The organism is Nocardioides sp. BP30 (assembly GCF_029873215.1).
Taxonomy (GTDB): Bacteria; Actinomycetota; Actinomycetes; order Propionibacteriales; family Nocardioidaceae; genus Nocardioides.
Window position 1 is genome coordinate 2,603,563 of record NZ_CP123620.1, and the last position, 14,747, is coordinate 2,618,309.

The following is a 14,747-nucleotide window of genomic DNA, read 5'->3' on the forward strand; positions in this document are numbered from 1 at the left end:
CACTGCCTGCCGAACCTTTGAGATCGGTAGGGATCTCGGGCTTCGTAGGGGAATCGGAGAGAAAATGAGCGGAGTCACCGGGGAGACACCTGTCCAGCCCGTGGGACCCCGGCGTCAGTGGGGCGCCGAGCGCCGGTCCGAGCCGATGCCCATCGTCCACCTCCAGCCCAGCATCGCCAAGCTGACGTGGGGGCGTGTCGCCATCGTAGTCACGATCACGTGCTGGGTGGGCTATGTCGTCTCGACAGTGGTCCGTCGTTTCCTCGACGACGGGGGCGGATTCCGCTTCACCATGGAGGCGGTCGGCTACCTGTCGGTGGTCACGTTCCTGACCTGGTCCGCCCTGATGTACCTGGTCGCCCGGCAGGGCGCGCTCCGCCGGTTCCGCGAGCACCGGCGCGTCCCCCGCGGCCTTCTCGACGCGCACTTCACCGACGAGCACGACGCGATGACCGTGCTGGTGCCCTCCTACGCCGAGGAGCCCGACGTCGTCCGGCTCACCCTGTGGAGCGCCGCCCTCCAGGAGTACCCCGACCTGCGCGTGGTCCTCCTCGTCGACGACCCGCCGTTCCCGACCGATCCGGAGGTCACGAAGCGGCTCGATCAGACCCGCGCGCTGGCCGAGGAGATCACCGAGACGCTCACCAAGCCGCACGCGCGAGCACTCACCGCGTACCACGACGCCCGCACCCTGCTCGCCGACGAGGTGGTGGAGCGCGCCGGCGGCGACGCCGGGGCGCAGACCGGGCACGCCGGAGAGGCCGAGCCCACCGAGGCCGCTGAGCTCGACGAGAAGGCTGCCGCGCTCGCCCTGGCGACCCCCGATCCGAGCGGCTCCGGCGGCCCGGACGACCTGGACGACCTGGAGGCACTGCTGGAGCACGTCAGCGCACCGCTCCCGCTCGTCCGCCGGCTGGCCGAGGAGTACACGGCCGCGGCCGAGTGGCTCGAGCAGATGGGTACGACGGAGGTCGTGGCGGATCACGTCAGCGAGTTCTTCGTCGACCAGGTGCTGATGGGCCTGGCCAGCGAGCTGCGGCTGAGCCTGCTGGCCCTCGACGCGGTGCTCCTGCAGCGCGACGCGGAGCTGCCCGCCGTACGCCTGCTGGAGTTGCACCGCCGCCTCATCTGGATCTTCGGCGCACGCGTCGGCGTCTTCGAGCGCAAGCGCTACGCCTCGTTGTCCCAGGAGGCGAACAAGGCGATGAACATCAACTCCTACCTGGGCCTGATGGGCGGTCGCTGGCGGCCGACCGAGACGGCCGCCGGTGTGGAGTTGCGCCGCGTCGCGCCCACCGGCCCGCCCCAGCCGGGCGACCTGGACATCGAGAACACCACCTACGTCCTGACCCTCGACGCCGACTCCCAGCTGCTGCGGGACTACTGCCTGCGCCTGGTCTACTTCCTCGAGCAGCCGGAGAACGAGAAGGTGGCGATCGTCCAGACGCCGTACTCCTCCTTCCGCGGTGCGCCGACGCGGATCGAGCGGATCGCCGGTGCGACCACCGACATCCAGCACATCCTGCACCAGGGCATGACCGCCTACGACGCGACGTTCTGGGTGGGCGCCAACGCTGTCATCCGGCGCCGCGCGCTGGAGGACATCGTCGAGGTCGACACCGTCGGGGGTCACGAGATCCGGACCTACATCCAGGACCGGACGGTCATCGAGGACACCGAGTCGAGCGTCGACATCGCCACCGCCGGCTGGCGACTGGTCAACTACCCCGAGCGCCTCAGCTACAGCGCCACCCCGCCCGACTTCGGCTCGCTGGTGGTCCAGCGGCGCCGATGGGCCAACGGCGGCCTGCTGATCCTGCCGAAGTTCTGGATGCAGCGCCGTCAGCGGGCAGCGGCGGGGCGCCCGCTCAAGCGCCTGGAGATCGCGCTGCGGGTCAACTACATGGCCTCGCTCGCCTGGGCCAGCCTCGGCCTGCTCTTCCTGCTGTTCTACCCGTACGACGGCCGGCTGCTCAGCCCGCTGGTGGTCGGCGCGGCGCTCCCCTACTTCATCGCCATGTCGAGCGACCTGAACTTGTGTGGTCACCGCTACCTGGACGTGTTCCGCATCTACGGCTTCAACCTCGTGCTGCTCCCGGTCAACCTGGCCGGCGTGCTCAAGTCGATCCAGCAGGCCTTCACCGGGGAGAAGATCCCGTTCGTCCGTACGCCGAAGGTGCGCAACCGGACCGCCTCCCCCGGGCTGTACGTCCTGGTGCCGTACCTGGTGGTGCTCTACTCGCTGCTCACCGCCTGGCGCGACTACCACCACCACAACTGGCCGAACTTCGCCTTCGCCGTGTTCAACGCGGTCCTCGCCGCGGGGGCGATCCGGGCCTACATCGGGATCACCAACTCGCTGATCGACATGGGGATGGGCGTGGTCAACTGGCTGATGGTGCCCAAGCGCCGCCCCGTCGCAGCGGCGCCCACGCCGGCGCAGGGCGGAGCCCAGTCGGTCGACTGGGCCTCGATCCTGTACCACGGCGACAGGCGTCTCGGTCGCGACCTGCGGCGCCGCGACGACCGCCGGCGGCGGCTGACGCAGCGCCGCCGCTGAACGCGTCCTGGCCGTCGTCCCGGCCGTCGTCCTGGCCGCCACGGGGGCCATCATGCGGGCCACTACGCGGGTGGCGATGACGCCCGTGGCGCGAGGTGTGCCATCCTGGTGAGAAGCGCTCACCGGCCGCGTCGAGATTGCAATATCTCACATGTGAGTTACCGTGAGGGCATGACGGATGGTTACAAGGGGCGCATCGGCAATCTCGTCCGGGACGCTCGCAAGCACCGCGGTCTCACCCAGACCCAGCTCGCCGAACGGCTGGGCACCAGCCAGAGCGCGATCAACCGGATCGAGAAGGGTCAGCAGAACCTCTCGCTGGAGATGATCGCCCGGATCGGCAGTGCGCTGGAGTCGGAGATCGTCGCCCTCGGCGCGGGCCCGACCCACCTCCGGGTCACCGGCCCGACCACGCTCTCGGGCGAGATCGACGTGAAGACGTCGAAGAACGCCGGCGTCGCGCTGCTGTGCGCGACGTTGCTCAACAAGGGCCGCACCACGCTGCGGAAGGTCGCGCGGATCGAGGAGGTCAACCGGCTGCTCGAGGTGCTCAACTCCCTGGGCGTGCAGACCCGCTGGCTCAACGCGGACAACGACCTCGAGATCGTCCCGCCCAAGGAGCTCCGGCTGGGCAACATCGACGAGGTCGCTGCGCGGCGCACGCGCTCGGTCATCATGTTCCTCGGGCCCTTGCTGCACCGCGAGGACACCTTCGAGCTGCCGTACGCCGGCGGCTGCCAGCTCGGCACCCGCACGGTGGAGCCGCACATGGCGGCGCTGCGCCCCTTCGGTCTCGAGGTCAAGGCGACCGACGGGTCCTACCACGCCGCTGTCAATCGGGCCATCGAGCCGGGCCGGCCGATCGTGCTGACCGAGCGCGGTGACACAGTGACCGAGAACGCGCTGATGGCGGCTGCCCTGCACCCCGGCACCACCGTGATCCGCAACGCCTCGTCCAACTACATGGTCCAGGACCTGTGCTTCTATCTGCAGAAGCTCGGCGTCGAGGTCGAGGGCATCGGCACCACCACCCTGACGGTCACCGGGCGCGCCGAGATCGACGTCGACGTCGACTACGCGCCCTCCGAGGACCCGATCGAGGCGATGTCGCTGCTCGCGGCGGCGATCGTGACGAACTCGGAGATCACCATCCGCCGGGTGCCGATCGAGTTCCTCGAGATCGAGCTCGCCACCTTGGAGGAGATGGGCTTCAACTACACCCGGTCGGCGGAGTACGCAGCGCTCAACGGCAAGACCCGGCTGGTGGACCTGACGACGCACCCCTCGGTGCTGCACGCGCCGCTGGACAAGATCCACCCGATGCCGTTCCCCGGTCTCAACATCGACAACCTGCCGTTCTTCGCCGTGATCGCCGCGGTCGCGCAGGGACAGACGCTGCTGCACGACTGGGTCTATGAGAACCGTGCGATCTACCTCACCGAGCTCAACAAGCTCGGCGGCCAGGTCAAGCTGCTCGACCCGCACCGGGTGATGATCGAGGGGCCGACGCACTTCAGCGGCACCGAGATCGTCTGCCCCCCGGCGTTGCGACCGGCGGTGGTGATCCTGCTCGCGATGCTGGCCTCGAAGGGCACCTCGGTGCTGCGCTCGACCTACGTCATCGCCCGCGGCTACGAGGACCTCGCCGAGCGGCTCAACCAGCTCGGCGCCAACATCGAGCCCTTCCGGGACATCTGAGCACGTCCGCCGAGCCTGCCCGGACTCCTCGGCAGGCTCGGCGGACGCCGCGGCTCAGCCCTGGGCGAGCTGGGCGACCCGGTCCCACTCCTGCCAGGAGGCGATCCGGGACTCGTAGTCGGACCGGACGATGGTGAACGCGGCGGCACCGAAGAGGCAACGCAGCGGGGGCTGCTCGGCGTCGACGATCTCCAGCAGCGCGGCGGCCGAGGCGTGCGGGTCGCCCGGGCCGGAGGTGTTCCGCTTGGCGCGGGCCTCCTCGTTGCGCCGGTGCGCCTCCTCGTACGCCGGCAGCGGCTCGGAGTGCACCGACGAGGCGCCGCCCCAGTCGGTCGCGAAGCCGGCGGGCTCGACGAGCGTGACGTGGATGCCGAAGTCCTTCACCTCGCCGGCCAGGGCCTGGGTCAGCCCCTCGACCGCCCACTTGGAGGCGTGGTAGGCACCCAGGCCGGGGAACGCGCTCAGGCCGCCGATGGAGGTGACCTGGATGATGTGGCCGCTGCCCTGCTCGCGCAGGATCGGCAGCGCTGCCTGGGTGATCCACAGGAGGCCGAAGAAGTTCGTCTCCATCTGCTGGCGGATGTCGGACTCGGTCAGCTCCTCGACGAAGCCGAAGTGTCCGTAGCCCGCGTTGTTGACCACGACGTCGAGACGGCCGAGCGCGTCGTGGGCCTGACCGACAGCGGCGATGGCGGCGTCACGGTCGGTGACGTCGAGGCGGATCGGGACGAGGGCGTCGCCGTACTTCGCGACGAGGTCGTCGAGCGTGCCGAGGTCGCGCGCGGTGGCAGCGACGCGGTCACCGCGCTCGAGGGCGGCGATCGTCCACTCACGGCCGAAGCCGCGCGAGGCGCCGGTGATGAACCAGTTCTTGGCGGTGCTGTTCGTAGAGGAGACCATGTCCGGAACGCTACGACGCCGGGCAAATCGGAGGAACCGCCATACTGCTCCCGTGACGCGCCCCGTGCTCGCCTTCGCCCACCGGGGCGGGGCCTACCACCCCGAGATCGAGGGGCTGGAGAACACCCTCGCCGCCTTCGAGCATGCGGTGGCGCTCGGCTACACCCACCTCGAGACCGACGTCCACGTGACGCGCGACGGCGCGCTGCTGGCCTTCCACGACGACGTGCTGGATCGCGTCACCGACAGCACCGGCTCGATCCTCGACCTCACCCTCCAGGAGGTCCGCGGCGCCCGCATCGCGGGTGACCACCAGGTGCCGACACTGGCCGAGCTGTTCGACGCGTTCCCCGACGCCTCGTTCAACATCGACCTCAAGTCGGACGGCGCCGGCCCCGCACTGGCGCGGTTCCTCGACGAGCGGGGGGCACACGAGCGGGTCGTGGTCGGCTCGTTCGGCGGACGCCGCCTGCGCGCCTTCCGTCGGCTGACCGGCGGCAAGGTCGCTACCAGTGCTCACCCGGCGGAGGTGGCGGCGTACCTGCTCTCCCCCAGCCTCCGGCTGGCCCGGCTGGCCATCGGCGACGACTTCGTCGCCTTCCAGGTGCCGCACCGACGCATCGTGCGCGGCCGGGTGCTACCGATCGTCACGCGACGCTTCGTCGAGCGCGCCCACCGCGCCGGGAAACAGGTACACGTGTGGACCATCGACGATCCCGAGGAGATGAGGGAGCTGCTGGACCTCGGGGTGGACGGACTGATGACCGACCGTACCGATCTGCTGCGCGACGTCCTGGCGGCTCGCGGCCAGTGGCCGGCGGGAGGCGGGGCATGACGGTGGACTCCTCGTCGGAGCGTCCCGGCCTGGGCGACTTCGCCCCGGTGCTACGACGCCGCCAGCAGAAGGCATGGAACTGGTACGACTGGGCCAACTCGGCCTTCTACACCACCGTGCTGACCGTCCTGTTCGGTCCGTTCATGATCACCGTCGCCGGGCGGGCGGCGGGCTGCGGCGACAGCCCGGACGACACCTGCAAGCGGACGGTCGACGTGCTGGGGCTCCACCTGGCGGCGGGCTCGCTGCCGTCGTACCTGACCAGCTTCGCGACGATCGCCAGTGCCGTCGTCCTTCCGGTCGTGGGCGCGCTGGTGGACCGCTCGCACCACAAGAAGTGGCACCTGGGCGGTTCCGCATGGGCTGGGGCCTTCGCCGCCGCGCTGCTGTTCTTCATGCACGGGGACCATTGGCGGCTCGGCGCCGTCGCGGTGGTGGTGAGCTCGATCCTGGGCGGCTGCTCCCTGGTGAGCTACTACGCGATCCTCGTCGACATCTCGACCGAGGACGAGCGGGACATGGCCTCCTCGCGAGGATGGGCGTTCGGCTACCTCGGTGGCGGCCTCCTGCTGCTGGTGAACCTGGTGATGGTGCAGGGCCACGACGCGTTCGGGCTGAGCAAGGAGCTCGCGGTCCGGCTCTCACTCCTCTCGGCGGCGCTGTGGTGGGCCGGGTTCACCGTCATCCCCGTGCTCCGGTTGCGCGATGTCCCACCGCGGGGCCTCGAGCCGGCCGCAGGGGGCCTGTGGCAGCGTTCCTTCGGTCAGCTGGTGGTCACCCTGCGCGAGATGCGGGCCTTCCCCATGACGGTGACCTTCCTGCTCGCCTACCTCTTCTACAACGACGGCATCCAGACGGTCATCTACAGCGCCTCCATCTACGGGTCCAAGCAGCTGCACTTCTCCGACTCGGTGCTGATCGCTGCGATCCTGATGATCCAGTTCGTCGCCTTCGGCGGAGCGCTGTTCTTCGGTCGGTGGGCGAGCCGGTACGGCGCCTACCGCTGCCTGCTCTACGGCACCTACGCGTGGATGGCCATCGTCGTGCTGGCGATGTTCCTGCCGGAGCGCAACGTGGGGCTGTTCCTGGCGATCGGGGTGGCCATCGCCCTGGTCATGGGTGGGACCCAGGCGCTCTCGCGCTCGTTCTTCAGCCTGCTGATCCCGCGCGGGCGCGAGGGCGAGTACTTCGCGCTCTACAACGCCTGCGAGCGGGGCACCTCCTGGTTCGGCACCCTGCTGTTCGGCATCGTCTTCCAGGTCAGCGGTTCCTACCGGCCGGCGATCGTCTCGCTGGTGCTCTTCTTCGTCCTCGGGGCCTTCTTCCTGCTGCGGTTGGATCCGCGGCGCGGCATCGAGGAGGCCGGGAACCGGGTCCCTGTTGCTGTGTAGGGCCTGTGCCTGCGGTTGGACGGAATCTTCGGCGCCCGGCTACCGTTGAACACTTCGAGAGGTTCGGTCCTCGCGCGTCGGAAGTTACGTCATGCCGCGTCGCGGGAACCGTCCCATGGAAGACACTCGGGGGACGATCAAAGGAGGTGGCCCATGGCAGAGCGCACATTGCGCGGTGCCCGGCTCGGCGGCCAGAGCTTCGAGGACGAGCGCGGCATCGAGTTCGCAGCGCGTCAGCAGGTGGGATATCGCTGCCCGCAGGGACATCAGTTCGAGATCACCATGTCGGACGAGGCCGAGGTGCCCACGACGTGGGAGTGCCCGCGCTGCGGGGCCGAGGCGCTGAACATCGCCGGCAACCAGCCGGAGGAGAAGAACGAGAAGCCCGTCCGCACCCACTGGGACATGCTGCTGGAGCGACGCTCGGAGAGCGAGCTCGAGGACATCCTCAAGGAGCGGCTCGACCTGTTGCGCGGTGGCGAGATCGGCCCGGCCCACCTGCACCGGCCCAGCAAGAAGCGGGCCGGCGTCTGAGCCTGCTCAGCGGTCGCTGATCACGGATCGACCACCTCGCCCCGGATGACCGGTCCCTGCGGACCGGCGCCGGGGCGAGTGCCGTTCGAGCCTCCGCGCGGCCCGAGCAACCTCCGCGCCACCACGGTGGCAAGGACCCGGCGCGCCAGCGGTCGGGTGAACGGCAGGATCAGGAAGAAGCCGGCCAGGTCGGTGACGAAACCGGGCGCGATCATCAGCGTGCCACCGACGAGGATCAGGGCCCCGTCGGCGAGCTCCTTGGCGGGCATCCGACCGCTGCTCAGCGCCACCCGCAGCGCCTCGAACGCGCGCGAGCCCTCCCGCCTGACCAGCCAGCTGCCGACCACGGAGTCGGCGATGAGCAGCGCGACCGTCCACCAGGCACCGATGACGTGCCCCACCTGGATGATGACGTAGATCTCCAGCACCGGCAGCACCACGAAGGCGAGCAGCAGCACCCAGGGCCATCGTCGTCGGCGGGGCTGATGCACAGTGCTCACCTGACCATTATCGCAACCCGCCCCAGCGGATCCGCGCATGAGGGGACCGCCGGCGGCGGCCGGCGATCGGGACGAGGGCCAGCCGGGCCAGCACCACCCACGCGGCGGCCTGACCGGGCACCGTTCCGAGGCGGACCGCCGGCGTCGTACCGCCGAGCAGCGCCACGTCGCGGTCCAGCACCGCGGCAGTCCTCGTCGGCAGCGTCGCGACCACGCGGCCGTCCGGGGCGATCACGCCGCTGACGCCGTTGAGCGAGGCCACGACGGCGTACCGGCCGGTGGTCACCGCCTGGACCCGCGTGATCGCGAACTGCTGAGCGATCTGTGCGGTCCCCATGAAGCTGGCGTTGCTCGTCTGGACGGTCAGCAGGCGGCCGCCGTTGCGCACCTGCGCGTCGACCACGTCGTCGTAGGCGATGTCGAAGCAGATCGCGTCGGCGACCGGGATCCCCGCGACCCGAAGCGGCGTACGGCGGGTCCCGGCGACCATGTCGTAGGAGAAGTCGCGGAGTCCGCCGAAGTTGTGCCGGCCGATCAGGCCGCGCATCGGGAGGTACTCGCCGAACGGCACCGGATGGTGCTTGGTGTAGCGGTCCCCCGGGCCGGTCACCGGGTCCCACACGATGCCCTGGTTGAGCACGTGGGTGCGGTCGGGAGCGTCGGGAAGGCCACCGACCACGATCGGTACCTGGAGCGAGCGCACCGCCTGCCAGATGCCGCTGTTGGTCTGCGCGTCGGTGAGCGGATCGGTCGCGGTGGAGTTCTCCGGCCAGAGGACGAACGCCGGCTTGGGCTCCTTCCCGCTCGCCACGCTGCGCGCCAGCTGCTCGCTCAGCGCGACGTGGCTGGCGGTGATGGCGCGGAAGTTGTCCAGGACGTCTCCGTCGCCGGGCACATTGCCCTGAACCGCCGCCACGTCGACGTGACCCATCACCCGACCGTGCCAGGGGCGCCACACCGGAAGGACGAGCAGCACGCACAGCAGCACCAACGTCGCCGCGGCACGCCGGCGTGCGGCCGCATCCACCGCCACGAGGGCCACGAGAGCGCCCAGGAGCGCCAGCACGAAGCCCACGCCGGCGGTGCCGAGGTAGGGCAGCGCAGGTGCCAGCGGCGTGTCGATCACGGCGAACGCCAGCCGACCCCACGGCATCCCCCCGAACGGCCAGGTGCTGCGCGCCCACTCGATGGCGACCCACGACAGCGCTGTCCACAGGGGCCACGCCCGCAGCCGCAGCAGGACGGCGTCGATCGCGCTCAGGGCGGTGAGGAACACGGCGATGGCCGCCGACAGCGCCAGCCACGCGCCGATCCCCACCGCATGCATCCACCAGATATGGGTGAAGTAGAAGGCGACACCGAAGGCCGCGCCGGGCGCCAGTGCGGCTCGGGGCGAGAGTCCGCGCAGGCTGACGAGCCGCGCCGCGATCGCGAACGGGATCACCCAGGGCAGGGTGGCCGGCTCGAAGGCCAGCGAGAGCGCCACGCCGGCGACGAGGGCGAGCAGCAGGCGACGTGGCACCGGGACAGGCTAGCCAGCACCCGGAGCGAACACCTGATCCAAGACGCAGAGCGCCCCTGCTCCGCCTCGGGCCGATCCTGCGGCCGGCCGGCTGCCGGGCGAGGAGTCGTTGTCTAAAGCGGAGCGGGGGCTCTGCGCTCATCCTCGAGCATGGTGGACCGACCTCCGCGAACCACGTGGGACAGGTGCCTGGCTGGACACCCTCCCGCCCCGGCCACTCGGACGTCGGTCCGCCGTGCCTCGATCTGCGCGGACGAACCGCCACAGGCTGTCGCGCCCCGATGCCAGCGTCAACCGGTCGCTGACCTGCGAAGATGCGTGTTTCCGCAGGTCAGCGACGTGCGCCGAATCACAAAATCACCCGGGCCAATTCGGCGTTCATCGGCGTGTCGGTCGCGACACGCCGGTGAAAGAGGTCCAGACCATTGCCGACCGCTTCCGGTCAGGCGGGGGTGTCCTCGGCGTCCGCCTGCGCTGCCAACGTCGCCGCCTGGGCGGCGGCCAGCTCGGCCGCCAGCGTGGCGGCCCGGGCGCTGGTCTGGTGTGCGATCTCGGCGTGCCCGACCGGGCGGTTCTCGTAATAGGTCGAGAGCACGATGGTGGTCCGGGTGGTGACGTGCGCGGTCTGCCGCACGCGGGTCAGCAGGGCCTCCAGCTCGGCCGGTGTCGAGGAGCGGACCTTGAGGATGTAGGAGTCCTCGCCCGCCACCGACCAGCAGGACTCGATCTCGGGGAAGTGCCGTAGCCGCTCGGCGTAGTCGTCCGGCAGGTGGGGATCGATCAGGGTGAGCGCGACGAAGGCCGTCAACGGCAGCCCGAGCTCGGCGTGGTTGACGGTGGCGCCGTACCCCAGGATCAGGCCACGCTGCTCCAGCCGCTTGACCCGCTGGTGCACCGCGCTGGTCGACAGCCCCGTCGCCTTGCCCAGGTCCGTGTAGGACATCCGGCCGTCGGCGGCGAGCAGCTCCAGGATCAGCCGGTCCTTGGACTCCACGTCGTCGCTCATGAGCCGAACTGTAGCCACGCCCGCGTGGTGCCGTGATTGGATTCCACCGTGCCAGACAGCCCTCCGCGCCTCATGCTGCTCGACTCCGCCTCGATGTACTTCCGCGCCTTCTTCGGCGTGCCGGAGATCAGGGCCTCGGACGGGACGCCTGTCAACGCCGTGCGCGGGTTCCTGGACTTCATCGCGCGGCTCCTCGAGCAGTACCGGCCGACCGATCTGGTCTGCTGCTGGGACGAGGACTGGCGGCCGCAATGGCGGGTCGACCTGATCCCGTCGTACAAGGCGCATCGGGTCGTCGCCGAGAACCCTGGAGGACCGGACGTCGAGGAGGTGCCGGATCCGCTGGAGGTGCAGGTGCCGATCATCACCGAGGTGCTCGCCGCACTCGGGCTGGCGGTGCGCGGAGCCGCAGGCTACGAGGCGGACGACATCATCGGCACCCTTGCCACCGACGCCCAGATGCCGGTAGACGTGGTCACCGGCGATCGCGACCTGTTCCAGCTCGTCGACGACGCGGCAGGGGTGCGGGTGCTCTACATCGCCCGCGGCGTGGGCAACCACGAGCGTGTCGACGAGGCCTGGGTACGCGACAAGTACGGCGTCGGCGCCGCGCAGTACGCCGACTTCGCCACCCTGCGCGGTGACACCTCCGACGGCCTGCCCGGCGTCAAGGGCGTCGGCGAGAAGAGCGCCGCGAGCCTGCTGGCGTCGTACGGCGACCTCGCGGGCATCCGCGCTGCAGCACGCGACCGCGCCGCGCCGCTGACACCGGGCCTGCGGACGAAGATCCTGGCGGCCGAGGACTATCTCGAGGTCGCGCCGAAGGTCGTGGCCGTGGCGCGCGACGTCGACCTCGACCGGACCGGCTTCGGCCTCCCCCGCACGCCCGTCGACGCCGAGCGCATCACCGAGCTCGCCGAGCGCTACAACCTGTCCTCGCCCCTGGCCCGGGTCGTCGACGCACTGACCTCGCTCGCGCGCTGAGCGGGGGCCGGACCGGCCGGCGGCGCTCCGCCGCGACCTACTCGACCACGGACGAGTACGCCACCACGCCGCGCTTGAGCAGGTCGACCACCTCACGGGCGGTCTTGCGCAGCGGCGTGCCGCCCGCCGCGTCGGCGACCTGGCCGGCCAGGTCGACCAGCTGCTTCATCCAGCGGACGAAGTCGCCCGCGGCGAGGTCGACGACGGTGAGGACGTCGTCGAGGTCGTCGCCCTCGGCCCACCGGTAGGCCGCCCAGGCGAAGCCGAGGTCGGGCTGGCGCAGGTAGTCGAGGTGGTGCTCGCGCTCGAGCGCGTCCAGGTCGGCCCACACCCGCACCATCTGCGCGACCACGTCGGCGACCCGGCCACCCGGGAGCCGCGGCGCGGGGGCGTCGTCGGACCGACGCGCCTCATAGACGAGGACCGACAGCGCCGCGGCGAGCTCGGCGGGGCTGAGGTCGTCCCACAGGCCCGCGCGCAGCGACTCGGCCGCCACGAGATCCATCTCCGAGTAGAGCCGCATCAGCCGCCGGCCGCGATCGGTGACCGTCTCGCCCTCGAGGTAGCCGAGCGCTGAGAGGACGTCGCAGACCCGGTCGAACTGGCGGGCCACCGTGTTGGTGCGGTTCTCCACCCGACGTCGCAGCGTCGCTGCGTCCCGGTCGAGCTTGAACCACCGTTCCGCCCAGCGGGCGTGGTCCTCGCGATCGGGGCAGTCGTGGCAGGGATGGCGCCGTACCTGCTCGCGGAGTGCGGCGACCTCGGCGTCCACCGCCGAGCGCGACCCGCCGGTACGCCGGGCGGGCGCCTGGACCGGCTTGAGGTCGCGGGTCTTCTCCCGCAGGGCGCTGGACAGGTCGCGGCGCATCTGCGGGTTGCGACCGTTGAACGACTTCGGGATCCGCATCCGCGTCTGGGCGACGATCGGCACGTTGAAGTCGATCATCGCCAGGCGGCGGGCCTGGCGATCGAGCGTGACCACGTAGGGACGCGGGCTCTCGGCGTCGAAGCCCGGGTCGATCACGACCGCGAAGCCGGCGAACTTCCCCGTCGGTACGTCGATGACGTCACCCGGCTTGAGCTTGCCGAGGGACTCCACGATCTCCTCGCGGCGATCGGCGCGCCGCTCCCGGCTCGCGTCCTTCTCCACCTGGCTGATCCGGTGCCGCAGCGTGGCGTACTCCATGAAGTCGCCGCGGTCGCACGCCGCCGCCTCGCGATAGCCCTCGAGCGCGTCCTCGGCCTTGCGCAGCTGGCGGGCCAGCCCCACGACGGCCTTGTCCGCCTGGAACTGCGCGAACGACTGCTCCAGCAGCTCGCGCGAACGGGCCCGGCCGAACTGGTGGACCAGGTTGACGGCCATGTTGTAGGACGGCCGGAAGCTGGAGCGCAGCGGGTAGGTGCGCGTGGAGGCCAGACCGGCGAGCTCGCGGGGGTTCATGCCGGGCTGCCACAGCACCAGTCCGTGCCCCTCGACGTCGAGGCCGCGCCGGCCGGCCCGCCCGACGAGCTGGGTGTACTCCCCCGGGGACAGGTCCGCGTGGGTCTCACCGTTCCACTTCGAGAGCTTCTCGATGACGACCGTGCGCGCCGGCATGTTGATGCCCAGGGCGAGTGTCTCGGTGGCGAAGACGACCTTGACCAGACCACGCAGGAAGAGCTCCTCCACGACCTGCTTGAATGCCGGCAACATGCCCGCGTGGTGCGCCGCGACGCCGCGGGTCAGCCCGTCGAGCCAGTCGTGGTAGCCCAGCACGTGCCGGTCCTCGTCGGGCAGGTCCGCGCAGGCCTCCTCGACGTACTCGAAGATCGCGTCGCGCTCCTCCGGGGTGGTCAAGCGCAGGTTCGCCGCCAGGCACTGGGTGACGGCTGCATCGCAGCCGACGCGACTGAAGACGAAGACGATGGCCGGCAGCATCCGGGCCCGCTCCAGAGCGGTGACCACCTCGGCGCGCGAGGCGATCCACACCCGGCGACCGTTGCCGACGTCGCGGCGACCGCCCTGTCCCTGACCCTGACCGCGGCCCCTGGCGGACCGCCGGTCCTTGAGCCGCGAGGAGGCCCAGTCGTCCCGCGCGATCTTCATCAGCTCCCCGTTGACCGGGGCACCCTCCTTGACGAAGCCGGCGGCGGCATCGACGTCGGAGGAGGCGAACAGGTCCATGATCCGGCGGCCGACCATCACGTGCTGGTAGAGCGGGACCGGCCGCTTCTCCTCGATGATCGTGGTCGTCTCGCCGCGCACGGTGGTGAGCCACTCGCCGAACTCCTCGGCGTTGGAGACGGTGGCGCTCAACGAGACGACGGTGACCGACTCGGGCAGGTGGATGATGACCTCCTCCCAGACAGCGCCGCGGGACCGGTCGGCGAGATAGTGCACCTCGTCCATGACGACGAAGCCGAGCCCCGCCAGCGTCGAGGAGCCGGCGTAGAGCATGTTGCGCAGGACCTCGGTGGTCATCACCACGATCGGCGCCTCGCCGTTGACCACGTTGTCGCCCGTCAGCAGGCCGACCTGGTCGGCGCCGTAGCGCCGGACCAGGTCGTGGTACTTCTGGTTCGACAGGGCCTTGATCGGGGTGGTGTAGAACGCCTTGCGACCGGTCGCCAACGCGAGGTGGATCGCGAACTCGCCGATGATCGTCTTGCCCGAGCCGGTGGGGGCGGCGACCAGGACGCCGCGGCCCTCCTCGATCTCGTGACAGGCCCGCCGCTGGAAGTCGTCGAGCGGGAAGTCGTAGAGGTCCGCGAAGTCCTTGAAGACCGGGTGTTGCTGGGAGCGCTTGAACGCGGCGTACTTCTCGGCGGGGCCCATGG

General features: G+C 70.4%; 11 protein-coding genes. 6 read left to right on the plus strand and 5 right to left on the minus strand.

Features of this window, described 5'->3' with window-relative positions; all coding sequences use genetic code 11:
- The first annotated feature begins 64 nt into the window (after positions 1 to 64).
- A complete protein-coding gene (locus P5P86_RS12340; RefSeq protein WP_280607736.1) occupies positions 65 to 2,560 on the plus strand; it encodes a glycosyltransferase family 2 protein in 2,496 nt (831 codons plus the stop codon).
- 171 nt (positions 2,561 to 2,731) lie between these two features.
- Positions 2,732 to 4,258 carry a helix-turn-helix domain-containing protein gene (locus P5P86_RS12345; RefSeq protein ID WP_280607737.1) on the plus strand — a complete coding sequence of 509 codons (1,527 nt, stop codon included), beginning with the start codon at positions 2,732 to 2,734 and terminating at the stop codon, positions 4,256 to 4,258.
- Positions 4,259 to 4,312: 54 nt separating this feature from the next.
- Here P5P86_RS12345 and P5P86_RS12350 read toward each other — a convergent pair whose 3' ends face one another.
- On the minus strand, positions 4,313 to 5,158 hold the full coding sequence (locus P5P86_RS12350; RefSeq protein WP_280607738.1) for an SDR family oxidoreductase: 846 nt from the start codon (positions 5,156 to 5,158) through the stop codon (positions 4,313 to 4,315).
- Between the two features lie 52 nt (positions 5,159 to 5,210).
- Between P5P86_RS12350 and P5P86_RS12355 the strand changes: the two genes are divergently transcribed.
- From P5P86_RS12355 to P5P86_RS12365, 3 genes are all read left to right on the plus strand, one after another.
- Complete coding sequence (locus tag P5P86_RS12355; protein WP_280607739.1) at positions 5,211 to 5,993, plus strand: glycerophosphodiester phosphodiesterase family protein; 783 nt, start codon at positions 5,211 to 5,213, stop codon at positions 5,991 to 5,993.
- Positions 5,990 to 7,384 (plus strand): MFS transporter, encoded by a 1,395-nt coding sequence (locus tag P5P86_RS12360; protein ID WP_280607740.1) that lies wholly within the window; start codon positions 5,990 to 5,992, stop codon positions 7,382 to 7,384. The genes P5P86_RS12355 and P5P86_RS12360 overlap by 4 nt, the downstream gene beginning before the upstream one ends.
- Positions 7,385 to 7,537: 153 nt before the next feature.
- On the plus strand, positions 7,538 to 7,918 hold the full coding sequence (locus P5P86_RS12365) for an RNA polymerase-binding protein RbpA (protein ID WP_280607741.1): 381 nt from the start codon (positions 7,538 to 7,540) through the stop codon (positions 7,916 to 7,918).
- Between the two features lie 20 nt (positions 7,919 to 7,938).
- On the opposite strand, the gene P5P86_RS12370 is transcribed toward P5P86_RS12365, so the two are convergent.
- The 3 genes from P5P86_RS12370 to P5P86_RS12380 all read right to left on the minus strand — a co-directional run bounded on the left by P5P86_RS12370 (position 7,939) and on the right by P5P86_RS12380 (position 10,946).
- The gene (locus P5P86_RS12370; RefSeq protein ID WP_280607742.1) at positions 7,939 to 8,418 is read right to left on the minus strand and encodes an FxsA family protein; all 480 of its coding nucleotides are present in this window, start codon (positions 8,416 to 8,418) and stop codon (positions 7,939 to 7,941) included.
- A 7-nt stretch (positions 8,419 to 8,425) separates the two neighbouring features.
- Positions 8,426 to 9,940, minus strand: a complete 1,515-nt coding sequence (lnt, locus tag P5P86_RS12375; RefSeq protein ID WP_280607743.1) for an apolipoprotein N-acyltransferase — start codon at positions 9,938 to 9,940, stop codon at positions 8,426 to 8,428.
- A 442-nt stretch (positions 9,941 to 10,382) separates the two neighbouring features.
- Positions 10,383 to 10,946: an Lrp/AsnC family transcriptional regulator gene (locus P5P86_RS12380; RefSeq protein WP_280607744.1), complete on the minus strand. Its 564-nt coding sequence runs from the start codon at positions 10,944 to 10,946 to the stop codon at positions 10,383 to 10,385.
- A 72-nt stretch (positions 10,947 to 11,018) separates the two neighbouring features.
- Here P5P86_RS12380 and P5P86_RS12385 point away from each other — a divergent pair, with 72 nt between their 5' ends.
- Complete coding sequence (locus tag P5P86_RS12385) at positions 11,019 to 11,930, plus strand: 5'-3' exonuclease (protein ID WP_280611255.1); 912 nt, start codon at positions 11,019 to 11,021, stop codon at positions 11,928 to 11,930.
- A 37-nt stretch (positions 11,931 to 11,967) separates the two neighbouring features.
- Here P5P86_RS12385 and P5P86_RS12390 read toward each other — a convergent pair whose 3' ends face one another.
- Positions 11,968 to 14,745, minus strand: a complete 2,778-nt coding sequence (locus P5P86_RS12390; RefSeq protein WP_280607745.1) for a DEAD/DEAH box helicase — start codon at positions 14,743 to 14,745, stop codon at positions 11,968 to 11,970.
- Between the last annotated feature and the right edge of the window lie 2 nt (positions 14,746 to 14,747).